Source organism: Methyloprofundus sedimenti (assembly GCF_002072955.1).
Classification (GTDB): Bacteria; Pseudomonadota; Gammaproteobacteria; order Methylococcales; family Methylomonadaceae; genus Methyloprofundus; species Methyloprofundus sedimenti.
In genome coordinates, this window is record NZ_LPUF01000004.1 from 191729 (window position 1) to 218666 (window position 26938).

Here is a 26938-nt window from a genome sequence, read left to right on the forward strand (position 1 = left end):
TAAAGTTACTCTGGTGGTCAAATAAATATAGTGTGGCTTTGCTTGCTCCTGACACAGAAAAATTGTCATTTTAATCTACAAATCCAGCCCCTGAAAAGTCCATTATTCATCACCATGGTTTTATTGCCTTCCATTATAAAGATGGCTATGATGCGGTAAGTGGAAAAACAAAGTAAAAATATCCACTTTACTAGGTTTAATATAAGGATAGATGGATTTTTCTGTATCTTATATAGGTACTATATGGACTCCTTTCCATATATTAACAATATTATGTTTCTCTAGGCATCAATCTCAAAACCATGCCGTTTTTAAATGAATCTCGTACTTTTTTGTTTCTAGTATCTTCAACACCTATAGGTATGTTTATTTCTTTCCCTGATGTCATTTCATAAAAATAATAATGATCCCCAAAATTCGGATAATCAATATTTTGTACATCCATGTGATTAATAAGATCTTTTAACCATTTCTCCCATGTCTCATATAATGGAATGCCAGACATATCAAGGTTGTGATGGTTTTTATAGCTCCACTTAATGCTGTTTGGGTCCCTCATATTATTAATCACATCTTTAAAGAATAGCTCTTCTTTGCTTGGCTTTTTATTTTCTTTATTAAAAAATTGACTAAGTAACCTGAGTTCGGGATAAGAAAAGGTGGGCAGTCTTTTGAAAATCTGAAAAAATAGAAACAACCAAGAATTTATTTTTTCTAAGACTGCCCAATGCTAAGTTTAACCCGATTATTTTGTGATGTAGATGATTTTTGTAAAACCTTTTTACCCCACTGGGAGAAAACCCAAATAGAAAACGGTGAAAAGAAAAGACGGAAAAAGCGTTGCATTAGCCCCAGTGAAATAATTACTTTGATTGTTTACTATCATCAGTCAGGGTATGACACATTTAAATGGTTTTATTTACGCTACTTGCCCAAAAACTTATCTAAAGCTTTCCCAAAGGTGCCGAGTTATAACCGTTTCATTGAATTATTGCCCGATATTATCGGTCCTTTAACGGCTTTTATGCAAACACGTTGTGGCCGAAGTGAAGGTATTGCATTTGTTGATTCAACACCCCTTTGCGTTTGTAAAAATATTCGTATTCCGCGCCATAAAACTTTCAAAGATGTGGCCCAACGAGGCAAGTCTTCTACGGGCTGGTTCTATGGGTTTAAATTACACATTATTGTGGATGATCGAGGGGAAATACTTTCTTTTTCAATCACGAAAGGGAATGTTGATGACCGTAAACCCGTACCAAAATTGGCTAAAAATCTGATTGGAAAGCTTTTTGGCGATAGAGGATATATTTCTAAAAAACTCACTGAACTTTTAGCAACCGATGATGTTGAGTTAATCACAACTCTCAAGAAAAATATGAAACCACGAGTCATAGCTGCTTTTGATGCACTTTTATTGAGAAAGCGTAGCATTATTGAAACTATCAATGATCAACTTAAAAATATTTTTCAGCTTGAGCACTCTAGACATCGTTCGCTTACGAATTATATGATCAATATTGTTGCTTGTTTAGTTGCTTATTCTTACCAGGAAAAAAAGCCTGCACTCAACTTACGTAGAGAAGATTTATTACCTTTGTTATGACGTCTTATCCCGAACTCAGGTTAAGTAAAATAAGTGCAAACCCAGTAGCAAAACAAAGTGAAATAATAGCAAAAACCAATAATGTGTATTCTGCCAGTTCTTTTGAAGTTAAACCATTAAATAGCTCAACCATAAAATCTGATTCAATTTTAAAATTACCCAGGATAGAAGTCAGTCCAGTTATAAAATTCCATAAAAAACTAAATATAATAAAAACATTTTTATAGGTCATATATCCACCGTCAGATAGTGCGATATCAATGGGTTAGCCGGCTTGAAGCCTCCAAAGCTAAAGAGAAATCAAGCCAACAGATGAGCAAAAATCCGAGCAATAAAACTTAGAATCCGCCAATTTCAGCGACGGCCAGAATAATGCTTCACTTTGTTGGCTGAATAGTTACCGCATAATCACTGAAGTAAAACCTTTTCACATAGCGCAGGTAGTGGTGGCTTAGGCGGGGTTGGTTTGGTTGGTTTGGCGGGTGTTTTGGCTTCCCGGGAAAACCACCAGGCCAAACTAGCATCACAGCCATTGCCAGCAGGTACAGGTGCCTGATCTTGGCAGTTGGGATTGTTGTCAGGGCATTTCAGTCGCACATGAAAATGATCATCATGCTTCCACCAAGGGCGGATTTTTCGCAGCCACGCACCCGATGCTGCGGTTTTATGAGCGCATAATTCGCGCTTAATACTGGGGTTAACAAAAATCCGGGCAACTTCGGGCTGGCTTGCCGCAATCTGCAACATTTTTTCATGCGCCTGAGTCCATTGGCGGTAATCCACTGTATCTTTTTTCATGTTCACTACCGATGTCGCACTCCAGGTTTCCCTCTCGTTGGCGGTTAGCAGTCGGTTGTCTAATTGTTGTGGTAACAAAAACCATATATCCACATCCAAACCTGATTGATGACTGCGATGGCCGCTAATGGTTGGTCCTCCTCGGGCTTGCCCAAGATCACCCACCAATATGGTACCTAATTTTTCAGTAACTGCGAATTGCCCTAATTTTTGAATATAGTCTATCAGAGCAGTATGTCCATAGAAACGACTACGCGATAAGCGCATGACTTGATAACCGTTTCCTGAGCTAGGTAATTTCGCCGCACCACTGATACAACCGTTGGTATAGTCACCAATACTTTGTGAGACTGAATTAATGGTAGGCGTAGTACGCTTGGCCCAATCGTGAGCTATTGAACCGGCAAAGCTGCTGGCAGTATAAAGATAAATAGCAATGAAAAATATGATCTTGAACATAGAGTGTTTTTCAACAAGGTGAAAGATAAAACCATTAAAGCTTAATGATACACCCTAATGTTTGTCTCTGTTAGTCCTGGCGCTGGTAATGATGTGCCATGCTTGAGTAGCGTACGCAGTCTACTATAGAATTATGGAGAAAAATATTTCAAGAATTCTTTGCTACGCTTCGATTTTTTCAAATATTTAACTTTTGGAAAACTCAGAATTTTCCAAAGGGATATTCAGGCCTTGCAATTAGGCCTACCACCGTCACCTCATGAAAGATTTTGGGACACCCTGTCACAAAAATCGATTCGCCACGCGGCAAGTGATTTGTGCCTTGGTACGCCCCACATCCGCTTCAACTACGCACAAAATCCTGCTTCGTTAAGGATCCCGCACATGGCTTGACGATGTAATTTTTGCCTCCCTCGCGCGCTGATCGCACACTTCGGATTGGCAAATTGTCCTGTCGCCAACTATGGACTAAAAATCATCACCTCACTACGGCTCTGTTGCCCTGATTTCCAGCGATAGAATAGTTTTCTACCTATTTATAACACACCTAAGTAAACCTAAATTTTTGATTTTGAAACAAACCTGAAAACTCCAGAGGGATGTTCAAGGTCATTTTAAATAAAGTAAACCTGCCAGCATTTATTTGCGTAGCGCATTTTCTACAAGCTGTTTTTAAGGTACAACCTTGTTGAGTCGCCTGAAGATTGCCATGCATCACTAATTGATCATCGATATTAAGAGTGGGTCGCATGGATTAATTCTCCTAAAGATGAAAGCATAGCTTATGGCATGGGAGGGTAATATAAATATGCCTGTTTTTTATAGTCTCTATCCCTTTTATCTCTTCTTTATCTTTAATTCGGGTATCAGGGTGATTCTGACTACAAATATTTCACGATGTTATCGGTAAATGCTGAATAAATACCTACTTATATATACCCATTCCACAACTTTGAATGCCCGGGGCACTCAAAGCATGCCCTGTTTGAAACCTCTCAATCTTCCGGTTCTTTTGATGGAACGAGGTTAGTGCAGGTTGTATATTGTGTAAAGATCAAAGTCTTGTCTCCAAAGATTGGCCATATATTCTCTAACTCGCATTGATCTGGGAGGATAATGTCATCCGGATGGCGGTTCGATTTATTGACCAGGAACCACTCGTCCTGTTGGGGGTCGGGGCCAACGCCATCGCCAAATTGCAGCCATTTCGTCCAAGGATACGAACGCCCCGCTGGCACATAGATATCCGAAAATACCTTGAAGGAAATCGCAATCGGGTTGTTAGTGTCACCTGGGTCAGAGGGCAAAAAGGGAATTAACTGCGGCGCAGCCTTGGCCAGGCAGGTATGGCGGAAATGATTCATGGCTTTCCCGCCAATCTTTTCGCGGCCCACTAATCGCGCGCTTGCCAGGCCGCGATTAAAACCATCTACGGTAATGGGCAGGGGTTCAAGCGGATTTTCAGTGTTGAATACCTGATTTTGAAAGCATTTCCCCAGAATACTGCTGCCATCCGGCAAAATGGGTGGGAGTACTGTATGCCACTTATGCGTGATCGAATAGAGTTTATCCTCGTAGATCAGGTTCTCCACCCAGGTGTCGCTATCCTCGTTTCCCATCTCCATATATAAATTGAAAAACCTACCGTTTTCACTAGTTTGCCATTTGCCACGGACAGTAAGTTGCCCCACCACTTGAGGGGCGAATAAATCTTCGTCATTACCATTGAATGGCTCATTACCTCTGAAGGTGCCTGTCCACTCGAAATCGTGTTTTGGAATCTGCGGTCTTTTCTGGTGAGAGGCAGGTAAATTATCTCTATTGTCTTTGAATTTTCCATTGCCATTGAAGATGTCGCTCCCTTCGAAATCGTGTTTTGAAACCTGAGATCTTTTCTGGTCGCCAGCTAGCGCAGAGGTGCAAAATATCGATGCCAATATTATAACCAGCGTTTGGCTGAGTAAGGATTTTGAAGAAATTACAATCATTTTCATGGTGAAAACCTTCTTTGTATTAAGGGAACCATAATATCCCAACCATTGCCGAAGGCGCGTTGAGCTTGCCATAACCTTGTATAGGAGACATTAGCACCCCTCTCTTTTGATTATATCACCGTTAAAGGTGGATTTATTTAATCATCTACTTTTCCAGTAATGTATTACTGCAATGGCATCTCATTCGATCAGAGGAAAGCCAGTCAATATAGATGACTCACTTCTCCCCCAGTCCTAACGCTACAATAGAAATCCATAGCCCTGTTTCTGGATTTCTATGGAATACGCTTAATTTATCAGCAGAGTACCAACCCCCTGATCGGTAAATAGCTCCAGTAAAACAGCATGCTCAACGCGGCCATCAATAATATGCACACTGCTGACACCGCCTTTTAAGGCATCTGTACCACATCGGGTTTTCGGAATCATGCCGCCTGATATGGTTCCGTCTGCTATTAAGCTATCTATATTTTCAAGCGTTAACCCTGTCAATAAGCTGCCTTGTTTATCTAAAATACCGGGGATATTGGTGAGTAATATTAATTTTTCAGCTTTCAAGACTTCAGCAACTTTTCCGGCTACTAAATCGGCATTGATATTATATGATCGCCCATCGGCACCTACTCCAATGGGAGCAATAACCGGAATAAAATCACTTTGGCTAAGCATCTTTACTACCGAGGGATCTATGGAACTGACCTCTCCGACATGGCCTATATCAAAGATTTCAGAAGCACCTGATGCCTTATTAAACTGTGTCATATCGATTTTACGCGCACGAATAAAATCACCGTCTTTACCGGTTAAGCCGACTGCTTTTCCACCGGCCATATTAATCAGGTTAACAATATCCTTGTTGACTTGCCCGCCCAGGACCATTTCCACGATATCCATGGTTTCACTATTTGTGACACGCATACCGTTAACAAATTCAGTGCTAATATTTAAGCGTTCCAGTAGGCTTCCAATTTGCGGGCCTCCACCATGTACCACGATAGGGTTAATGCCGACTAATTTCATTAACACGATGTCCTGTGCAAAGCCTGCTTTAAGATTTTCATCAATCATGGCATTGCCGCCATATTTGATAACGACCGTTTTACCTTTAAATTTCTGGATATAAGGTAAAGATTCTATCAGGACGTGGGCTATGCCATTGGCAATTTTTTCTTTCATAGTTGCTGTTAGTGTTTGCTATTGAAATTTTTTCTACAGGAGTAAAAAAGCTTTAGCTTTTTTCTGGCTACAGCAATAACTAAAGCTATTGCGCTCCTAATAATTTTTTGTCGAGAGTTAAAAAGGTAAGGAAATTTCCGGTTTTATTTCCAGAATCAACAGCCGGAACTGGTCTTGAATGCGTGTCAAAACTTCCTGTGTTTCACCTTCAAAACGAATCACCAGGGACGGTGTGGTATTGGATGCCCGGATCAATCCAAATCCATCGGTAAAATCGATACGTAGACCGTCAATATCCGTTATTCTGCCGTCAGTCGGAAGGTTTTTGCTAGCAAACAGTTGCTGCATAAAAGCAAAGTTTTCGCCCTCTTCCAGATTGATGCTTAATTCAGGTGTATTGGGGCTATCAGGGAAATCTGCAAAAACCATGGCGCTGTCACGCGTGTCTTCTGATAGTATTTCGATGAGTCGCACTGCGGAATATAAGCCATCATCAAAGCCGAACCAGCGATCATTAAAAAACAGATGGCCACTCATTTCTCCCGCAAAAATAGCCCCCGTTTGTTTAAGTTTAGCTTTCATAAGAGAGTGTCCCGTCTTCCAGATAATAGGCGTCCCGCCATTTCTTATAATCTGCGCGGGTAAATTACGGCTACACTTTACATCGTAGATTATTTCAGACTCGGGGTTTTTGGCCAGGATATATTTGCTAAACAGCATCATTTGTCGATCTGGCCAAATGATATTACCGCAAGAATCAATGACACCGAGGCGATCACCATCGCCATCAAAGGCGAAACCAGCATCAGCCTGATGTCCCTTAACTGCGGCAATTAAATCCGTCAGGTTTTCAGGTTTACTCGGATCAGGTTCATGGTTTGGGAAAGTTCCATCTATCTCACAAAATAATTCGATTACTTCGCAGCCCAAAGTTCTAAAGAGGATAGGCGCTATTTTACTGGCCACACCATTACCTGCATCAATCACGATTTTCATAGGCCGTGCAATCCGAACATCATCAGTAATAAAGCCAATATATTCGTTGGTAAATATATTTTTTTCAGTCAGTTTTCCGGCTTTATTATCATACAAATTATGGCTGTTTATACGCTTTTTCAGACCTTGAATTCTGTCGCCTGACAGGGTCTCACCTGCAAGCACTATTTTTAAGCCATTATAATTTGCCGGGTTATGACTGCCCGTCAACATAACACCTGAATGACATTGATGGTGGTGTGCAACAAAATATAAGACGGGAGTGGGAACGGTACCTATATCCAGAACATGAGTACCCGTTGCGAGAATACCATCGATTAACACTTTACTTAAAACAGGACTGGATATCCGGCCATCTTTAGCGGTAACGATAGTTTTAATATCCTTGTCCAGGGCTTCGCTACCAATCGCCCGGCCAATATCGTAAACAATATCTTCAGTAAGTGTTTTATCAACAATACCCCGTATATCATAAGCTCGAAAAATGACATCAGCAGGGCTCAATTTTTTTTCTGTGGTGTTCATTGGTTTGTCAACTGACGGCAAAGGACTTAATGAAGGTTCAATTTTAGATTCTACAATAGCTTGTTTATTGGCAGATTCACTATGCGAAATAATAGCCTCAGCCTGATCGCCTGTAACATATTTTACGTCAATATCCACGGGTGGAGAACCAAGAAAAGACTTATCAATTACGTGAACGGGGGCTAAATCATTTTCAATATTAGCATTGTTAATATCATGTTCACGTTTTACCCGAATAATGGCAGAAATAAACTTACTCAGTACATTCAATTTAACCGGATAGTTACCCTCTGCATGACCTGCCAGTACATCTTTCGTCGCTTTTAAAACAGAGCCTTTGTCCTGTATTAACAGTGAAGATAATTTCCGAAAACCTATATAGCAAGAAAGGCCCGAAATAAACAGGGCAATAAGAATGATGGCAATAACCAGATTTACCAGCGTTAAATCCAGGCTGTCATCGTACCAACATAAGACGGTCCAGGCGGTATCTTTTACATTAAATGAGAAGTGTTTGCCTAATGATTTTATATCAGCATGACCATGAGAAAATAAGACAACATCAGCTTGTTTCAATTCTATATACATCCCCTCCCCGGATAGTATATTAAAGCTTTGCTGCAAATCTTGAAAATTGAAACTGGCCAGAATAACAGCAATAACATGCCCTTCTTGTACAATACCATAAGTTATTGCCAGATGACGGTGCTTTCCTTGCTCTCCTTGTATTAAAGGCAATTGCGGCTGCTGAAAGGTATTTTTTACCAGGTCTAAATCAGCATAGCCCAGGTGAGGAATAATCGAGTTGTCTGGCTCGTTATCGGATGGTAACAATAACCTGAAAGCCATGGCATCAGGCACATACGCACTCATTAACTGCACTTGTGCTTTAGCACGAGGTAAATCAGACTGATTCAGCGCCTCTACAAGCTCAGGTGATTGAGCTATAAAGCGTATGGATTCACTTAAAAATTGGGTACGCGTAGAAATACTTTGTGCAGTTACTTTTACAAACCCTTTAAAGGCATGCTCTTTTATCTTATTATCGCTAGCTTGCGAGAGATAGAAAATACCTGCGCCCGATAATATCGTCATTAGAATAACGACGACAGTAATAAAAGAAAAAATCCGTCCCATAGAAAACCTTTTGTTTATATACTTTCCTTAAAATCAGAATACCATTTATCGTTGCTTTGTTAATGACGTCCGGTATGTCCAAAACCTCCTTCCCCGCGGTCTGTTTGTCTGAATTCAGTGACCACTTCAAAGTCAGCTTGTACCACAGGCACAAAGACCATTTGTGCAATCCGTTCAGCAATCTTGACTATAAACGCCTGTTGCCCTCTATTCCAGCATGAGACAAAAACCTGTCCTTGATAGTCAGAGTCAATCAAGCCCACCAGATTACCAAGTACAATTCCATGCTTATGCCCTAAGCCGGAGCGGGGTAATAAAACCGCAGCTAGTTGAGGATCATTAATATGTAGAGCGATTCCTGTTGGAATCAAGATGGTTTCGCCTGGCTGTAAAATAACATCGGCATCAAGGCAGGCGCGTAAATCAATTCCTGCCGAGCCATCAGTTGCATAGCCGGGCATAGGAATTTCATTACCTAGGCGTGAATCTAATATTTTAAGTTGTATTTTATGCATCTAATCTCTCAGCGATTAATACCAATAGCTGACTGGCAAGTCGCGTTTTATCAGTCATGGTAAATGTTTTTTGGCCATTTTTCCAATACACCTGAAGCGCATTAACAGCAGAATCGAAGCCCCCTTCTACCTGACCAACCCAGTTGGCAGCTATCATATCCAGTTTTTTACGCTGTAACTTATCCAGGGCATATTGTTCCAGATGCTGGGTTTCTGCTGCAAACCCGATGGTAAAGGGTTTGTTTTTTAGGCGGGCGATACTGGCAACAATATCTTTAGTTTTATGTAAATGCAGTTCAGTTTGCTCGTTTTGTTTTTTGATTTTTTCCTCTTGTACATGAACAGGAGTATAGTCCGCTACAGCTGCTGCTGCGATCATAATATCCTGCCCTGCTATGTGCTTCATCACTGCGTCATACATATCTGCAGCGCTCTCCACTAAAACGGTATTGACATATTCAGGTGCAGATAATGTGACCGGGCCACTGACTAATGTAACCAGTGCACCTAGCTTTTGGGCCTGCTCGGCAAGTGCATAACCCATCTTACCGGAACTACGATTAGTAATATAACGCACCGGATCCAATCGCTCACGGGTGGGCCCCGCAGTAATCAGAATTTTTTTACCCTGTAAAATACCCGGACTACTGTGTGCATTAATACTCTGCAAAATGGCTTCAGGTTCGGTCATGCGCCCGGGCCCTATATCTCCACAGGCCTGACTTCCTTCCTCGGGGCCAATAATGATCACTCCATGCTGCGTTAAGCGTTTAATATTTTCCTGAGTGGCAGGCTTAAGCCACATCGCCTGATTCATTGCAGGCGCCATATAAACCGGACAGTCGACCGCAAGATATAAGGTGCTTAATAAATCATCTGCAAGCCCATAACTGAACTTTGCAAGACTGTTCGCTGTTGCCGGTACAATTAACAATATATCAGCCCAACGCGCCAGATTTATATGGCCCATGGCATTTTCCTGCTCTGCATCCAGCAACTGAGTGTGTACCTGATGTGCTGATAAAGCCTGTAATGTAAGTGGGCTGATAAACCGGGTCGCAGCTTCGGTCATAACGACTCTTACATCATATCCATGTCGGGCGAGTAATCTAACCAACTCGGCTGACTTATATGCAGCAATACCGCCGCTAATACCTAAAAGTACACGCTTCAATGAAAAATACCCTTTAATATTTAAAGTCAGTATTATGGCAAGAGTTAAGCTTTTCTTCTATGCTTAAATCAATAAAATGATTACGTTATAGTACAGGGAAAACAATCATGGGAATTAAAGATTGGCCTGCTGACCAGCAGCCTAGAGAAAAATTACTGGCTCAAGGTGCTGCTAGCCTAACGGATGCCGAATTATTAGCTATCTTTCTGCGCACAGGCAGTCCGGGTAAATCAGCCGTTGATTTAGCACAGGATCTATTAGTCGAGTTTACCTGCTTACGCGCCTTAATGCAGGCAGACTGCGCCACCTTTACCCAGGCTAAAGGTCTGGGTAATGCTAAATACGCACAACTACAAGCTGTATTAGAGATGGCGCGCAGACATACTTTTGAAGTGCTGGAGCGTGGTGATGTATTAACCAGTCCAGAGGCAACGCGCGCCTATTTAAGCAATCAATTAAGACATTACCCGCATGAGGTTTTCGCCTGTCTGTTTTTAGATAACCAGCACCATATTTTAAAATTTGAGGAACTCTTCCGGGGGACAATTGATGGTGCCAGTGTGTATCCCAGAGAGGTGGTAAAAAAAGCTTTAGAACATAAAGCCGCTGCGCTTATTTTTGCACACAATCACCCATCGGGAATTTCTGAACCTAGCCAGGCAGATAAACTGATTACCGCCAAGCTAAAAGAGGCTTTAGCTTTGCTGGATATACGAGTACTGGATCATTTTATCATTGGTGATGGCAAGCCTTATTCATTTGCTGAAAACGGCTTGCTATAAGGGGAGCAGGTTTAAGCCTATTCCCCTTGCAAAGTAGAGCTCCAGAGCTAACCAGATGTTAGTTTACGTGCCGCTTCTTGATATTTTTGACTGCTGACTGCCCTTATTTCATCGGGTAATTTAGGGCCAGGCGCGGTTTTATTCCAATCGAGTGTTTCTAAATAATCGCGAATGAACTGTTTATCAAAGCTTGGTGGGCTGATACCAACCTGATACTGGTCTGCAGGCCAGAAGCGTGAAGAATCTGGCGTTAGCGCTTCATCAATTAAATACAGTTTGCCCTCATCATCCAGACCAAATTCAAATTTGGTATCGGCAATAATAATGCCACGTTGTTTGGCATACGCCGCTGCAGTTGTGTAAAGCTTTATACTGACATCTCGCACCTTAGTTGCTATATCGATACCTAACAAGGGGATGGTTTGAGCAAAAGATATATTTTCATCATGATCACCGACTGCTGCTTTAGTGGAAGGCGTATAGATGGCTTCAGGTAATTGTTGTGCCTGTAGCAGATCTGCTGCTAATTCAATACCGCAGACACGCCCGGTTTGCTGATAGTCTTTCCAGCCTGAACCAATCAAATAGCCACGCACAATCGCTTCAACAGGGAGAGGCTTTAGCTTTTTAACAATAATGGCACGGCCTTCAATTTGCGCCCGCTCATTTGCGTCTGGAACGACCTCTGCCAGGTTAAGACTGGCTAAATGATTAGGAATAATATCCGCCATTTTATTAAACCAGAAATTTGATACCGAAGTCAGTACAAGACCTTTCCCTGGAATAGGGTCAGGCAAGACAACGTCAAAAGCCGATAGACGGTCTGTCGTTACAATAAGTAAATGTTTATCATCAATCTCATAAATATCACGTACTTTTCCCCGTGCACGTAATTTAAGATTAGAGATAGAGGATTCAAATAAAGCAGCAGGTGCGTTCATATTTATCTGATGAGGTTAAATAAAATAATAACTGCTATTTTATATGATAATCCATCTTACCGGCTAAATAATGCGCATTTCTATACTTCACGCGGTCACAACTACGGCTTACTTTAGTTCAAAATCAGCGCGCTACACAACCGCATCCGTGACCACTCGAAGTATAATCGATTAAAATCAGGCTAGCGTTTATATTCGTTCACTGTCTATATCAAGCCACAAAACAGAAATAAGTTTCATATATACGTTTCTTTTTCCAGCCTGCAAACTGGCTATCATCGAAAGTCAGGTCATTATCGATTGCATATTCATAACAGCTTCTGAATAAACGAGCAGTTCTGAAAGCATGTAACTCATCATCAGCTGTAATTGTTTCTACATTGCCAACTTGAAATGTCTTATTTTTCGATTTGCCGTTACAGACCCAAAAAACGGTGTAGCACAGATAACTTTTATCTTTTCTGCGGTCAAACTTAATGGTTCTGGAAACACCCGTTAAACCTGTGGTGGTTTTATTTTTAGGTGGTTTTAAAAAACGAGTTTTACTGCCTTTTAAAACAATTAACATTTGATCGCGCCAGGCAATGGCCGCTTTTATGGATTTATTTTTACTGCCCCATAATTTATGCGAAAAATACCTGCTATTCTCTTTGCCGCGCCTTACAATTCGGACTTGAAAACCGAATGAATCCGGCTCTGTAATATGTTTATACTTAATCATGACTCAACCTTATCAACGCTACCATTGGCCTTTTCTTGCATAAGATCAGAATACTGAAAGTGATTCTTATTTAACGGATGTGCGGCAAAGGGTAATGAAAGGGGGTAAATGCTCATTTTTTTGACCTCATTAAATTACATTTATTTTCAGCTCCTCCTTGAACAACATGAAGAGCAAGGCTCTTCTTCTTTCTATACTAATTAAATAATAGCAAATAACATGCCATTATTGCCTGCAATGTAAAACAAAGACTTATAGATTATATTCATTGTTATTGTGAATTATAAGTTCAATCATTGAAAACTAACTTCATATCTTGATGATGGTTTTAAATATTTTTTTAAATTACAAACAACATTCAACTTTATCTGTTGAGTGATCAATATTTTTTGCAGGCTGTCATCAAGTTGTCACAATGTTAATTATCCTATAATTCGTCACAAAAAAAGAAAATGTTTTCTGTTTTGTGAAATACCCACCATTTTAGTGTAGAATTCCATCACCCCATTTTTTGGTGGGCACATATATAGAGTAAATTCACTAGCATCAAACTTAGGAGAAACACATGAGTGTATTAGTAGGTAAGCAAGCACCAGATTTTACGGTTCCTGCTGTTTTAGGTAGTGGCGAAATTGTTGACTCTTTCAGCTTTTCAGACGCGACAAAAGGTAAATATGCGGTTGTGGTATTTTACCCACTAGATTTTACTTTTGTTTGCCCTAGCGAATTAATTGCGCTGGATCACAGAATGGATGATTTCACTAGCCGTGGTGTTGAAGTAATTTCAGTTTCAATTGATTCTCATTTCACACATAACGCATGGCGTAATACACCGATCAATGAAGGTGGTATTGGCAAGGTACGTTATACAATGGCCGCAGATATGGCACATACAATTGTTAAAGATTATGATGTTGAAGCTGATGCACCAGCAGTAGCTTATCGTGGTAGTTTTTTAATTGATAAACAAGGTATGGTTCGTCATCAAGTTGTTAATGATCTGCCTTTAGGCCGTAATATTGATGAAATGTTACGTATGATTGATGCCTTACAATTCCATGAAGAGCATGGTGAAGTTTGTCCTGCCGGATGGAATAAAGGCGATGCTGGTATGGATGCATCTCCAGCCGGTGTAGCTGCATACTTGAGCAAAAACTCAGACAAACTATAAGTCTCCGTTTTATAGCTAACAATAAAGCGGGCTATTGTTATAGTCCGCTTTTTTTATGCCTGCGAGATGGACACAGAAATAACACAGAGCAACTCGGTGGCTACACTTCAGTAGTTATTTTTAGCCTTAGAAAGCATTTTTAATAACTGCAAGCGGGTAAAATACACCACGATACAGGCAACAACAAAAGAAATAAGCGTTTCGCCTATCACTGTCATAGAAATGGCAAAGCCTAAAACAAAGCCAATAAAACCTATCAAGGCCCATTTAAAGCCATTTTCTCCATTATGTTTGCCAGTCTGGAAAAAAATGACTATCGTAGCTATAGCAGCAAGTTTGATTAAAATTAACATAATCTATTCCTGTTTTATTAGTCATGACAAATTATCTAATAAAGAAGGCCTTTATTGAAATCTAAATGGCTAATGTCTGATGGATACACTTTATAATAAGTGGTTAGTTTATAATGTCATTTAGAGCTTGCATAGTACTGTTTATCAAAAGTATTCAGTTTCAGCATCTACAATATACACAACTGAGCAATATACCTGCTCTAACGAGTATGTGCATTTTGTTTTTAAATCTTACTTTTAATTCTGGGAGATATAAATGGGAAAGTTAGTTAAAGTAATTTTAATGATTTTTTCTTCAGTGGCTTTGCTTATTGTTGCAGCAGCAATAATTATTCCTCTTGTTGTTGATGTAAATGATTATAAATGGGAAATGGAAGTAGCCGCTCGGGAAAGAACTGGTCGCACATTGAAAATTGAAGGTGACCTGGATTTATCTGTTTTCCCCTGGCTAGGAGTTTCTACAGGAAAAATACTCTTGGGTAATGCACCCGGATTTGCAGAAAAACCTTTTGCCGTAATTGGTAAAGCAGATATTAAAGTCAAATTGCTGCCTTTATTTTCCAAAAAAGTGGAAGTCAGTACCATTGTTTTAAAAGATCTGGAAGTACACCTGGAGAAGAATAAACAAGGAGTGAGTAACTGGTATGACTTAACAGCAAAGCCAGCGGAAGATCAATCAGTAGCATCAGAGCAACAAACCGGTGACTCTGATTCAGGTCTGGCGGCCATAGAAATTGGCGGATTAGTGGTAGAAAACTCCAAGGTCAGTTGGGATGATCAGCAATCGGGGCAACATATTGTGGTTAAAGATTTTAACTTTAGCTCTGGTGCTGTTGTTTTTAATGAACCTATCGCAATCAAAATAGCTTTTCTGCTGGAAAATAAGGACCCTGCAATAACCGAACAACTGTCTTTGTCTACCAGCCTGGTAATTGATGAAACATTTCAAAAAATTCAGTTAAATAATTTTCAGCTGGATTCTGTGACTAAGGGCGAATCGATTCCAGGAGGCGTATTCAGCGCACAACTATTATCTGCAATAGCAGTGGATTTAGAAGCCCAGACTTTGGCACTTAAAAACCTGCACATAAATAGCGATACTATTAAATTGACTGGAAACATTAGTACCACCCAGTTACAGACTGACCCTCATTATGCAGGAGCGCTACAAATTGAGCCGTTTAGCCCGAAAAGTTTAATGCAACAACTTGCTATGAGCATTCCTGAAACGACTGATAAAAATGTTTTACAAAAGCTTGCCATGAGCTTTGATTTACAAGGCACAAAAGACTCCGTAGCACTCGAAAAGCTGACAACCACTTTAGATGACACACATATAAATGGTTATACACACATTAAGCAATTTAATCAGCCTGCAATAACTTTTCAGCTAGCAATTGATGATATTGATGTGGATCGTTACAGCGCGCCCAAACAGGAGCCTGAACCAGGAAAAACGCCTGTAGCAAAAGTAAAAGCAGCGATTAGCGAAGCCACTCTGTTACCAATGGACACCTTGCGTACACTTAATATTAATGGCGATTTACAGATCGCAAAACTGAAAGCAGCAAAGTTGAAAATGGAGGGAGTAAATTTAAACATTCAAGCAAAACAAGGTATTTTAAAGACCCAACAGACGGTTAAGCGACTGTATCAAGGAAATTACCAAGGACGAATCACTATTAATGCCCAGGGTAAATCACCAAGCATTTCCTTACATGAAAAAATGACCCGCGTTCAGTTAGAGCCTCTGTTAAATGCTCTACAGCCTGATAGTAAAGCAAAACTAAAAGGACTGGCCAATATAACAGCAAATTTAAATACTACTGGAAATACCATGACTGCGATTAAATCTGGTCTGGATGGTACGCTAAATTTTTCATTGGATAATGGAGCTGTCAGAGGATTTAATTTGCAGAAAATAATAGATGTAGGCCGGCTTGCAATTAAAGGTAAAGAAATGCAGCAAAACTATGCTGATGAACAGACTTTATTTACCGTGATTAAAGGCACAGCTACCATTAAAAAGGGGTTAATTAATAATCCAGATTTTTTTGCAGAATCTTCAACAATTGAAGTCTCAGGAGAAGGAACGGCAAATTTAGTTAATGAGGCACTGGATTACAAAGTGGTCGCAAAAGCCAAGAAAGGAGGCAAAAATGTTGCGAACCGTCCAGTTGCTCTTAAAGTTCAAGGAACCTTTTCAGAGCCTAGCTATACGGTTGATTTAAGCTCGATTGAATCGATGATGACTGAAGAGGAAAAACAAAAAGTGGACAAATTTATTGATAAACGCGAAAAAGATATCGATAAGGCCTTAGGTGAAGGTACCGGTAAAGCCGTCAACAAATTGTTAAAAGGTTTTTTCTAAATAGCATGCATTAAGCGGACTAACGTCCGCTTAATGCAAATGGGTCAACAAGCATTCATTCATCACAGCAACTTATTATATCAATCATGAGCCCGATTGCATTTCAACAAAACCTGCTTAACTGGTTTGATCAATCCGGACGTAAAGATCTGCCCTGGCAACACCCTGCTACTGCTTACCGAGTCTGGATATCGGAAATCATGCTGCAACAAACTCAGGTTGTCACTGTCATTCCTTATTTTAATAAATTTGTTCAGCAATACCCGGACATACAAGCTTTGGCAAATGCGCCTTTAGATGAGGTGCTCAGTCTATGGGCTGGTTTGGGCTATTATGCACGTGCCAGAAATCTGCATAAAACAGCAATTATCATTAATCAGGCAAAGCACTTTCCCGATTCTTTAGAGAAATTAGTCGCCTTGCCAGGTATAGGCTTGTCAACAGCAGGCGCTATTTTAAGTATCGCCTTTAATAAAAGCCAGGCAATTCTTGATGGCAATGTACGCCGGGTATTAGCCCGTTTTCAAGCCATACAAGGGTGGACCGGGGGCTCAGAAGTCAATAAGCAACTATGGGAAATAAGCACGCAATATACACCAACAACACGCGTCGCTGATTACACACAGGCTATCATGGATTTAGGGGCAACACTCTGTACTCGGGCAAAACCCAAGTGCACTGTGTGCCCATTGCAATCGGATTGCCTGGCTCTACAATTAAAACAAGTACATGAACTTCCTACACCGAAACCCCGTAAAAAAATACCTGTAAAACAGAGTATCTTTATTATTGCAATAAATACAGACCAGCAAATTTTGCTGGAAAAAAGAGCGCCTACCGGTATCTGGGGCGGCTTATGGAGTGTGCCTGAATTAGCTAGCCAGACAGACCTGGATGCATGGTTACTGAAGAAGTCTATAGTGGTTACCAAGCAGCAATCATTACCAGTAAGGCGACACACCTTTTCTCATTATCATCTGGATTATCAACCACTAGTACTAACAGTAGAAAACCCTATAAATATTGTGCTGGAAGGTGAAACGTCTCTCTGGTATAAACATGGGCACAGCAAAAATATTGCGCTACCCGCGCCTGTTAAACAATTATTTGATGAACTAAACAAGGACTAAAATGACAAGATATGTAAACTGCGTAAAATTAGGTACAACCGAAGAAGGCTTGAATTCATTGCCTTTTCCGGGCGTTAAGGGGCAATATATTTATGATAATATCTCCCAGAAAGCCTGGAAGGAATGGGTTAGCATGCAAACCATGCTGATTAATGAAAATCGCCTCGCAAGCTTTGAGCCTAAAGCGAAAAAAATGATTGAAGAAGAAAGAGAGAAATTTTTATTTGGCTCTGACTTCAAAATGCCTGAAGGTTATATTCCGCCTAAAAGCTAGACGACAGCAGACTTTATCCGCAAATCAGATTTATTGGGGCTATGCTTCTCTACGCCCCCTTATTCTGCATCCCCCCCCTGTTATTTCCCTTTTTTATCCTTGCTCCTGTAAATCAGTAGGCATAAAATGAAATCAATGGCCGGTGCTAAAGCTCGCAATATAGCTATTTTCAGCGCATGGAGCGTGAATAGAAAGCAAGCCGAGCAGGTTTTTTTAAAAGCTGATTATCCATAACCCTGGCCGGGAAATACTATGAAGCATATGATCTTAATAATAATCGGATTAGTACTGGTCTTTGATGTAAATGCAGCTGAACTGGCCAATAATTATAGATTTGGTGGATATCTTGACTGGTTTTTGCCGTCACTTAACGAGTTAACCTTGCTGTATTACCAAAGAGGTTTGGTCGGAAACTTCAAAAGTGAGAACTATTGGAGCTCGACTGAATACAATAATTTTTATGCCTGGATTCAAAGCTTTGGTATTGGCGGTCAAAGTACTCGCACAAAAAATACAATTTTCAGAATACGCGCAATAAGGGCCTTTTGATTGTTACTAGACCGGGGAGTATGCTTTTTTTAAAGCTGCCTGTTTCGCTAGTCTGCTCAGATTAAAGCCCACTCCCCGAGAAATACCTTATTATTTGACAGCTCTTTATACAGCCGCTCCCCAACCTGGAAAACCATGTTTATCCTACACAGTTCCAATAAAACGGAAAATTTACTTGAGCATCTCAGCACCATTATCGGAACCTCGCCCTTAGCCTCTCCCTTTAGCAAAGAAGTTTTTTTAATTCAAAGCCAGGGCATGGAACGATGGCTATCGCAACAACTGGCAACAAAATTTCAGGTATTTGCTAATTTCGAGTTTTTATTCCCTGCTAAATTTTTTAGCCAAATGGCGCTGCAGATTCATCGACACCTACAGACAGATACTTTTGCTCGTGAGTTAATGGTATGGCGTTTTGAATCTTTATTACGCGAACTGGATGAGCCTGTTTTTTTTACGCTAAAACACTATATCAGTGGTGAAAATACCGATCTAAAACGCTTTCAACTGGCGACACACTTAGCCCAGGTGTTTGATCAATATCAAATGATGCGCCCGACGTTGTTAAATGACTGGCAACAGGGAAAATTACATTATTTTACTGATACTGAAAAATGGCAGCAAGCCCTATGGCTGGCTATCATCAAGCAGACAGGCGAACAACATCGTGGCGCATTATGGTTACAAACCATCGCTAAATTTAATGCACTTGAAGAAGGCGCATTAAGTGACCAGCTGCCTGAGCGCATTTCTATTTTTGGTTTAAATACCATGCCACCGCTATTTATGGAATTTTTACAAGGACTCGCACGACATACCCAGGTGCATTTCTATCTGCTTAATCCTGCACAAGCCTTTTGGGCAGATATCGTCGCGAGAAAGCGTGCGGATCTGGAAGAGTTTGAAAATGGACATCCACTATTAGCCAGCCTGGGACAGCAAGGCAGAGAGTTTCAGCAAATGTTACTTGATCGTGCATTTGAGTTGGAACTGGATAGCTTTGAGGAGTGTGAAGCAGCATCACTGAGTAATTTACAGCAATTACAAAATGATATGCTGAATAACTTAACGACCGTCACGCCCACAGAGAATGATCATTCGATTAGTATTCATTCCTGCCATTCACGGATGCGCGAAGTGGAAGTATTAAAGGATCAGCTGTTACAGGCTTTAGAAACAGATCATGAGCTAGAGTTACGCGATATCGTAGTGATGGCTCCCGATATACAACAATATGCACCGTTTATCAGTGGCGTCTTTGATGATATACAACATGCCATTGCTGATCGCAGTTTGCGTAGCAGTAATAGTACTTTTGATGCTTTTCTGCGTTTTATACGTTTGACACAAAGTCGTTTTGGCTGGCAAGAGGTGATGGATTTATTAAGCCAGGAGGAGGTCTATCATTGCTTCGGCTTAACTGAAACCGATGTGGAATTAATCCGTCACTGGGTTGCAGATACCCATATACGCTGGGGGAAATCAGCGATACATAAAAAAGAACTCAATTTACCTGAATCAGCAGAAAATACCTGGCAAGCGGGTTTGGATCGGCTATTAATGGGTTATGCCGTCGGTACCGAGGATGATTTTTTTGCCGGCATCTTGCCTTATAGTGAGATTGAGGGTGCCGTAGCACTGGCACTGGGGGGCTTGCATGATTTTCTGCAATTATTATTTAAAGCCAGTAGCAAACTCTCTAAAAACTATACCCTGGCAGAATGGGCAGAACACCTCCTGGCTTATGCGGATTTATTATTTCCAGCTGAACAAATGGAATCTGCTCAACAAGCCGAAAAACAACAGATGAATGAAATTTTTCTGGAGCTGAGAGAACAGTTTGCTAGCGTACATGAGCAAGCGATTCCTTTAGCCGTTATTTTAGCCTGGCTGGAGGAACGCGTTGAAGAGATAAAATCCTCAAATGGATTTTTGCGCGGTCAACTCACTTTTTGTTCTATGTTACCGATGCGTACTATTCCGTTTAAAGTCATTGCCTTATTAGGCATGAATGAGGGCGAATTCCCGCATATTGACCATCATTTGACCTTTGATTTATTAGGCAATGACTTTCAGCCGGGTGACCGATCCAGGCGCGCCGATGATCGTTATCAATTTCTGGAAATTCTGCTCTCGGCCCGTCAGCAAGTGATTATCACCTATATTGGCCAGTCTATCAGCGAAAATGAGGAAATACCAGCCTCAGTGGTGATACATGAGTTACTGGATATCATGCACACAGATTATCAAATAGATAGCTTAGTGATCAAGCATCCCTTACAAAGTTTCAGTCCGCGTTATTTTACGGGAGATCCTCGTTTGATCAGCTATAGCAAGACCGATTATGCGACAACACGAGCCTTGAACGACGGTACGGTAGAAAATAAGCCGTGGTGGCAAGGCCAGATAAAAGCAGATTCACAAGACATTATAGAAATTCAGGACCTGTTGCGTTTTTATCGCCACCCGCAAAAATACTTTTTGCAACAACAGCTGGCTATTCGCCTGGAAAACATTGAAGGTGATATACAAGAACACGAGCCTTTCAAGATAGAAGGGATGGACAGTTATCTGCTTAATCATCAATGGATTGAAGAAAAATTACAGCAGCGCAATTTATCGCTGGCTAAACTTAAAGCTCAGGGTCGCTGGATTTCAGGAGAATTAGGCGTGATCCTCTTTAATGCACAAGAGCATGAAATTCAAAAATTTGTCGAAAAAATCACATCTAAACAAGCGGGAACTAACACTGACCCTATCGCTGTAGATTTAAACGTAGGTTCGGTACGTTTAGTAGGCACCCTGCAAAATCAATACAGCGATGCAAGCTTGATTTATCGCTACTCCCCCTTAAAGGGCAAGGATTTTATTGTTGCCTGGCTAGAACATTTAATACTTAACCGGCAAGGTGAACATATTACCCACCTGGTGAGTCTGGATGACTATATCAGTTTTTTACCGGAACATATCAATGGCAATGAATTAGAGCAATTTATCGCCTGTTATCAGCAAGGGCAAAGCCGTCCGGATGCTTTTTTTACTGAAGCCGCTTTTGCCTATATTAAACAACAATGCGCCTTAAACAAGCCCAAAAGTCGCAGCTCTGTTCCCGCTATCATCAAAGCACAAGAAGCCTTAAACCATGCCATAGAGCAAGTCTATGAACCTGAATTACAGCTACTTTATAAAAACCTGGAAAATGTAGAAAGTATATTGAATAAGGAATTTGAAGATTACTGTCAGCAATTATTACTACCTGTATGGGAGGCTGTCAATGCCAGCTAATCATCAGGATTTCAACCCTGTTACGACTGAATTAAAACCGGGTATTAATTTATTAGAAGCCAGTGCAGGAACGGGTAAAACCTATGCTATCGCGATGCTGGCCTTACGTTTTGTGGTGGAGCAGAACTACGCCATTGATCAGCTATTAATTGTTACTTTTACCAAAGCAGCCACAAAGGAATTGAAAGAACGCGTGCGCGCACGGTTAGTGGAGGCCAAACACTATTTAACCGGGCAATCATCAGAAAACATTGATGTAACTATTAGCCAGTGGGCCGAGGAGCTTATTGCCAGTAGTGAGATAGATGAAAAGCTTGCCATACAGCGTTTAAACACTGCCTTATTAAGTATCGATCAGGCGGGGATTTTCACCATACATGGTTTTTGCCAGCGTTTGTTAAAAGAACATGCCTTAGAAAGTGGACAAATGTTTGATGTGGAACTCAGTGACGAGACCCATGCTGTACGGCAACAAATGGTCGAAGATTTCTGGCGGACACAGATTTATCCGCGTGATGCCTGGGAAGTATCTTTACTATGTCATCAATATGACACGCCCGATGCCTTATTGGCAAGCCTGGGGAAGTATCCCGCGACACTGGCTATCTACCCTGAACTTGAAGATTTAGACAGTTTATTAGTCGCACTGAAAACACAGGCACTGGCCGCAAAAAAAGCTTTAGAGCTACAGGGCGAATCATTAGAAGCAGCTGTCAACTTAGGTTATTTTAAAAAACCATTAACCGATAAGTTCCCAGAGGCTTATCAAAGCCTACAGCAATGGCTACAGGCAACAGCCGAGGCTGCTGAAGATTATAACTGCCCGTGTCCAGGTGAAGCGGACTTTAAGCTGTTTAGCAGTGACAACCTGGCCAAAGAAATACGCGTTGCACATAAAGATAAACTGGATTTTGATAGCAGCGCCTTTGACCTGTTAATGACCTATAGTCAAAAAGTCAGTCTGGTACTACGCCGCGCATTGGCCGAAGAGCTGCAAAAAAATCTGGAGACACGTTTACAGCAACTCAATATCATGTCCCATGATAGCCTGATTACCCGTACCGCAGATGCACTATCGAATGCTGGCGGTGAGTTACTGGTAGCAGTGATTAGTCAGCAATATCGCGTTGCTTTGATTGATGAATTTCAGGATACCGACCAAAACCAATGGCATATTTTCTCACATTTATTTGCCGCCCCCGAGCAATATTTATACTTAATTGGTGACCCGAAACAGGCCATTTATAAATTTCGCGGCGCAGATATTCATTCGTATTTACAGGCCAAACAGCAAGCGCAACATCACTACACCTTAGGTAAAAACTGGCGTTCACATCCTGATTTAGTGGCTGCCATAAACCAGCTTTTTAGTCAGTGTACTAAACCTTTTGTCTTTGAGGATTTAGAATTTAATCCCGTTGAACCGGCCCTGGATTCAGCAAAGGGGACGTTAGTACACAATAGTCAGCCCCTCGCGCCTTTGGCTTTATGGCAACTAGCAGAAAGTGATGCCAAAACCGGGTACTGGACGAATGCTAAAGCCGCTGATGAAGTTAAAATTGCAATTACTAATGAAATCCTTTTGTTACTCAACGGCGAGGTCAGCGTACACAGCGACACAGCAAATTGCGTTTTACAGGCGGCTGATATTGCCATTCTGGTACGCACGAATAAGCAGGCCGTGCTTTATCAAGAGGTTTTAAACCTGGCTGGTATACCCGCAGTATTAAACAGCACCGCGTCGGTATTTTCCAGCACTGAAGCCCGTGATTTACATCAGCTTATGCAAGCTCTGGCGCAACCGGGGGATATGAGCTTATTAAAACAGGCCTTAAGTCTGTCCTGGTTTGCGCTGGATGGGCAGCAACTGTACCAAACACTGAATGATGAAATACAACTAGGTGCCTGGTTAAGTCGTTTTCAGGACTACCATGAGTTATGGCAGAAAAAAGGCTTTATGGCGATGATGTTACGCTTTCTAAGCCAGGAGAATGTGCGTGTACATCTTACCCGCACTTCTCAGGCAGAAAGACAAATCACCAATTTACATCACTTACTGGAACTGGTGCAACAGGCCAGTCTGGATGAGCATCTAGGATTACTTAAGACTATCGACTGGTTACGCGCTGCAATCACCGCAGAAAATAATGTCAACGATGAACAGCAATTACGTCTGGAAAGCGATGCCGATGCGGTCAAAATTGTCACCATGCACCGCTCAAAAGGGCTGGAATATCCGGTCGTATTCTGCCCCTATCTTTGGGGGCGCAGTGATCGTTTGGAAAAAGAAAAACAGATCATTACTTGTCATGCGCAAGATGAAATGCTGGTAGACCTGGGTTCAGACAACTTTGAGCAACACCGGGAAATAGCCTTGCAAGAAGAATTAGCCGAAGATTTGCGTATTTTATATGTCGCGCTGACGCGTGCTAAATATCGCTGTTATGTCACCTGGCTGGATAGTCGCTCAAGCAACAAACCGAATCAATCCGCACTGGCTTATCTTTTATATCAACACGCCGATATTCCCTTCACACAACAGCAAGAAAAATTACAACAGCTGGCGACCGATTATCCACAAAGTTTTGCCTATCAGTTGCTAGAAACCGGCAATGTTGTACAGGGAACTTATCAGGCAACTGAACGCAATACAGATTTAGCGATACCCGCACAAAAACGGCATTTATACAGCAACTGGCAAATGAGCAGTTACACTGCCTTATCCTATTTAAGCCTGCATGAAGCCGCAGAATTGCCCCTGGATAAAGCGGAAGAAAGCAATGATACGACACAACTGGCAGAACAGGCCCCACTGGCATTAGCAAAAGGCGCGCATACCGGTAATGTTATCCACGATTTACTGGAAAATATTAGTTTTGCTGCACTGGCAAGACGGGAAGAGATAAGCCAGCAGCGAGACTCAGCCTGTCAACGCTATGGTCTAAAAATTGAAACGCCAACTATTCTGAATGAACTGCTGTATCAAACAGTCACAACGCCACTAAACCATGATGATAGTGATTTTTACCTAGCCAATCTAGCTGAGCAATCCTGTTTAAAAGAAATGCCCTTTTATTTAAGCCTGTCCAATTTTGCTACCGAAGAGATTAATTTCATCCTGCAAGACAGTCCCGCCTTTCAACCTTTATCAGACAAACAAATGCAGGGTTATTTAACCGGCTTTATTGATTTAATTTTTGTTTATCAGGGCCGCTACTATGTACTGGATTATAAAAGCAATGCCCTGAGTGATTATCAACCTGATACCTTGACTCAAGCAATGCGCGAGCATAATTACGGTTTGCAATACTGGCTGTATAGCGTGGTTTTACATCAATATTTACAAAAGCGCCTGCCAGATTATCACTATGCCGAACATTTTGGCGGGGTACGTTATTTGTTTGTCCGCGGTATGCAGGCAGAACAGGCGATGAGCGGAGTGTACAGTGATCTACCGGACGAGCAGCGGATTAATGAATTAGCAGAACTATTTAGTGCAGGGTGAAACAATGCTTGCACTCATGCGCTGTGTCATTTTTCAAATGCACTAAAAACCTAATTTCCTGCAAATACGCTACAATTCGTAGGGTGGGCAAACAGCTTTACCGTTTGCCCACCATTTGCCGATAAACACGGTGGGCAAAAAGGCCTGCCCACCCTACTCACCGTAATCCATATCATCGTCTTGAATTAATTTATTGCCACCCCAATTAGTCGGATATATCCCCTGATTGGCATAGCGATGAAATGTCGAATATGGCCATTCACTCACAGCCTTTACCAGACCGTGCTTAACCGGATTGTAATGAATATAATTCATATGTCGCTGGTAATCATTATCATCACGGATTTGATGCTCCCAAAAACGTCTTTGCCAAATGGTGCCTTCCCGATGTTTTTGCTTTGAGGCATTAAGCCATTCAGGTTTGTGTAAGCTATCCTTTGCAGACTTTGTAAATTGCCTTTTGATACCATTCCAGCGCACCGAAAAATCGTTATCATTTTCCGGCAAGGTCCAAATACAATGAAGATGATCGGGCAACAATACCCAGGCATCAATTGTAAATGGATAGCGTCTTCGTGTATTGCCTAGCGCATTACGTAACCAGACGCGAGAACCCTCATCGGTTAAAATATTCCGTCGTCGAAATGTTACCACAGTAAAGAAATAACAAGCCCCCGGTGTATCCGCACGGCGGTAATTCGACATAACAACGTCCTCCCATATTCAACGTAGGGTGTACAAACAGCCTTACCGTTTGCCCACCATTGGCCGATAAACAAGGTGGGCAAAAAAGCCTGCCCACCCTACCGGGCTTCATCCTGTGTCAAAACAACAGGAATCTGCCTGTTTTTAGTCGAACGAATAGCATCGACTGTTTTTTCCAGAGGCTTATCAAGCACCCGTTTGTATAAAAAAACTAAAGCGTTCATAGCCTGATTTTGTGTAGAAACGTACTTTGCGATCAACCGCCAAATAGGTCAGAAATTGCTCTACTTTTTCCTCAGGATTAATATTGAGTTCAGAACGATCAAGCATTTTATGAAACTTGATAAACTGAGCAATCCAGTCACAATAAATCTTTTCCGTATGAATTGAATAATGATTAACACGCAGAACCTGCCGAACATCATCCAGTAGTTTACCGTTTTTTTGAATTGACATATTGGGTTCTAGTAACTAAACTCAGGTCTAATATATTAGTAAACAATTCTGCCCGAATTGCATGCGAATATCAACTTGTCAGGGAGCATTTGCCTGATAAGAAATAAATCAGGCAAATATTCCTGAATTTTAGAGTAATATTTAGTTCTTAGGGAAAATATGCTTGATAAGTAATAGTTACCCGCGCCAGGCTGATTATAGGGCAAACTGGCACCTCAACTCGGCATTATGCTCAAAACCAGCTCCAAATTCTTTTAAGGGCTAAAATAATATCAGAAATATTAATAATCTATACTTATAGAACTTATATTCGCC

The 26938-nt window shown here is 41.2% G+C and carries 23 protein-coding genes; 9 read left to right on the forward strand and 14 right to left on the reverse strand.

The features are described 5' to 3' along the window. Positions 1 to 271: 271 nt before the first annotated feature. Complete coding sequence (locus AU255_RS18480) at positions 272 to 697, reverse strand: hypothetical protein (RefSeq protein WP_080524359.1); 426 nt, start codon at positions 695 to 697, stop codon at positions 272 to 274. Positions 698 to 727: 30 nt separating this feature from the next. Between AU255_RS18480 and AU255_RS18485 the strand changes: the two genes are divergently transcribed. Beyond that, the gene (locus tag AU255_RS18485; protein WP_080521034.1) at positions 728 to 1606 is read left to right on the forward strand and encodes an IS982 family transposase; all 879 of its coding nucleotides are present in this window, start codon (positions 728 to 730) and stop codon (positions 1604 to 1606) included. A 4-nt stretch (positions 1607 to 1610) separates the two neighbouring features. Here AU255_RS18485 and AU255_RS18490 read toward each other — a convergent pair whose 3' ends face one another. The 8 genes from AU255_RS18490 to coaBC all read right to left on the reverse strand — a co-directional run bounded on the left by AU255_RS18490 (position 1611) and on the right by coaBC (position 10380). Beyond that, positions 1611 to 1838, reverse strand: a complete 228-nt coding sequence (locus AU255_RS18490; protein ID WP_080524360.1) for a hypothetical protein — start codon at positions 1836 to 1838, stop codon at positions 1611 to 1613. 176 nt (positions 1839 to 2014) lie between these two features. Then, positions 2015 to 2863: a penicillin-insensitive murein endopeptidase gene (gene mepA / locus AU255_RS18495; protein ID WP_080524361.1), complete on the reverse strand. Its 849-nt coding sequence runs from the start codon at positions 2861 to 2863 to the stop codon at positions 2015 to 2017. 547 nt (positions 2864 to 3410) lie between these two features. After that, the gene (locus AU255_RS18500; protein WP_080524362.1) at positions 3411 to 3614 is read right to left on the reverse strand and encodes a hypothetical protein; all 204 of its coding nucleotides are present in this window, start codon (positions 3612 to 3614) and stop codon (positions 3411 to 3413) included. Between the two features lie 244 nt (positions 3615 to 3858). Continuing rightward, a complete protein-coding gene (locus AU255_RS18505; protein ID WP_143736026.1) occupies positions 3859 to 4857 on the reverse strand; it encodes a hypothetical protein in 999 nt (332 codons plus the stop codon). A 288-nt stretch (positions 4858 to 5145) separates the two neighbouring features. Next, on the reverse strand, positions 5146 to 6033 hold the full coding sequence (gene argB, locus AU255_RS18510) for an acetylglutamate kinase (protein ID WP_080524364.1): 888 nt from the start codon (positions 6031 to 6033) through the stop codon (positions 5146 to 5148). A 117-nt stretch (positions 6034 to 6150) separates the two neighbouring features. After that, positions 6151 to 8691: a phosphomannomutase/phosphoglucomutase gene (locus AU255_RS20965; RefSeq protein ID WP_080524365.1), complete on the reverse strand. Its 2541-nt coding sequence runs from the start codon at positions 8689 to 8691 to the stop codon at positions 6151 to 6153. A 59-nt stretch (positions 8692 to 8750) separates the two neighbouring features. Then, complete coding sequence (gene dut / locus AU255_RS18520; protein ID WP_080524366.1) at positions 8751 to 9206, reverse strand: dUTP diphosphatase; 456 nt, start codon at positions 9204 to 9206, stop codon at positions 8751 to 8753. Further along, positions 9199 to 10380, reverse strand: a complete 1182-nt coding sequence (gene coaBC / locus AU255_RS18525; protein WP_080524367.1) for a bifunctional phosphopantothenoylcysteine decarboxylase/phosphopantothenate--cysteine ligase CoaBC — start codon at positions 10378 to 10380, stop codon at positions 9199 to 9201. The genes dut and coaBC overlap by 8 nt, the downstream gene beginning before the upstream one ends. A 107-nt stretch (positions 10381 to 10487) precedes the next feature. On the opposite strand from coaBC, the gene radC reads away from it, so the two are divergent. Continuing rightward, positions 10488 to 11162, forward strand: a complete 675-nt coding sequence (gene radC, locus AU255_RS18530; RefSeq protein WP_080524368.1) for a RadC family protein — start codon at positions 10488 to 10490, stop codon at positions 11160 to 11162. Between the two features lie 47 nt (positions 11163 to 11209). Here the strand turns inward: radC and AU255_RS18535 are convergent, their stop codons facing one another. Both AU255_RS18535 and AU255_RS18540 read right to left on the reverse strand, forming a co-directional pair. Next, positions 11210 to 12103 (reverse strand): phosphoribosylaminoimidazolesuccinocarboxamide synthase, encoded by an 894-nt coding sequence (locus AU255_RS18535; RefSeq protein ID WP_080524369.1) that lies wholly within the window; start codon positions 12101 to 12103, stop codon positions 11210 to 11212. A 211-nt stretch (positions 12104 to 12314) separates the two neighbouring features. Continuing rightward, positions 12315 to 12824, reverse strand: coding sequence for a hypothetical protein (locus AU255_RS18540; RefSeq protein WP_080524370.1), 510 nt, complete (start codon positions 12822 to 12824; stop codon positions 12315 to 12317). Positions 12825 to 13389: 565 nt separating this feature from the next. On the opposite strand from AU255_RS18540, the gene AU255_RS18545 reads away from it, so the two are divergent. Beyond that, positions 13390 to 13995, forward strand: coding sequence for a peroxiredoxin (locus AU255_RS18545; protein WP_080524371.1), 606 nt, complete (start codon positions 13390 to 13392; stop codon positions 13993 to 13995). A 107-nt stretch (positions 13996 to 14102) separates the two neighbouring features. On the opposite strand, the gene AU255_RS18550 is transcribed toward AU255_RS18545, so the two are convergent. Further along, the gene (locus AU255_RS18550; RefSeq protein ID WP_080524372.1) at positions 14103 to 14348 is read right to left on the reverse strand and encodes a hypothetical protein; all 246 of its coding nucleotides are present in this window, start codon (positions 14346 to 14348) and stop codon (positions 14103 to 14105) included. Between the two features lie 256 nt (positions 14349 to 14604). Between AU255_RS18550 and AU255_RS18555 the strand changes: the two genes are divergently transcribed. From AU255_RS18555 to recB, 6 genes are all read left to right on the forward strand, one after another. Then, positions 14605 to 16719: an AsmA family protein gene (locus tag AU255_RS18555; RefSeq protein WP_080524373.1), complete on the forward strand. Its 2115-nt coding sequence runs from the start codon at positions 14605 to 14607 to the stop codon at positions 16717 to 16719. 86 nt (positions 16720 to 16805) lie between these two features. Then, on the forward strand, positions 16806 to 17849 hold the full coding sequence (gene mutY, locus AU255_RS18560) for an A/G-specific adenine glycosylase (protein ID WP_080524374.1): 1044 nt from the start codon (positions 16806 to 16808) through the stop codon (positions 17847 to 17849). 1 nt (position 17850) lies between these two features. Next, on the forward strand, positions 17851 to 18123 hold the full coding sequence (locus AU255_RS18565) for an oxidative damage protection protein (protein ID WP_080524375.1): 273 nt from the start codon (positions 17851 to 17853) through the stop codon (positions 18121 to 18123). A gap of 252 nt (positions 18124 to 18375) precedes the next feature. Next, complete coding sequence (locus tag AU255_RS18570; RefSeq protein ID WP_080524376.1) at positions 18376 to 18672, forward strand: Lcl C-terminal domain-containing protein; 297 nt, start codon at positions 18376 to 18378, stop codon at positions 18670 to 18672. A 135-nt stretch (positions 18673 to 18807) separates the two neighbouring features. Next, the gene (gene recC / locus AU255_RS18575; RefSeq protein WP_080524377.1) at positions 18808 to 21957 is read left to right on the forward strand and encodes an exodeoxyribonuclease V subunit gamma; all 3150 of its coding nucleotides are present in this window, start codon (positions 18808 to 18810) and stop codon (positions 21955 to 21957) included. Then, positions 21947 to 25462 (forward strand): exodeoxyribonuclease V subunit beta, encoded by a 3516-nt coding sequence (gene recB / locus AU255_RS18580; protein WP_080524378.1) that lies wholly within the window; start codon positions 21947 to 21949, stop codon positions 25460 to 25462. Before recC ends, recB begins: the two co-directional genes overlap by 11 nt. Before the next feature lie 153 nt (positions 25463 to 25615). Here recB and AU255_RS18585 read toward each other — a convergent pair whose 3' ends face one another. After that, positions 25616 to 26167: an REP-associated tyrosine transposase gene (locus tag AU255_RS18585; RefSeq protein WP_080524379.1), complete on the reverse strand. Its 552-nt coding sequence runs from the start codon at positions 26165 to 26167 to the stop codon at positions 25616 to 25618. 186 nt (positions 26168 to 26353) lie between these two features. After that, positions 26354 to 26623 (reverse strand): phage integrase N-terminal SAM-like domain-containing protein, encoded by a 270-nt coding sequence (locus tag AU255_RS18590; protein WP_080524380.1) that lies wholly within the window; start codon positions 26621 to 26623, stop codon positions 26354 to 26356. Between the last annotated feature and the right edge of the window lie 315 nt (positions 26624 to 26938).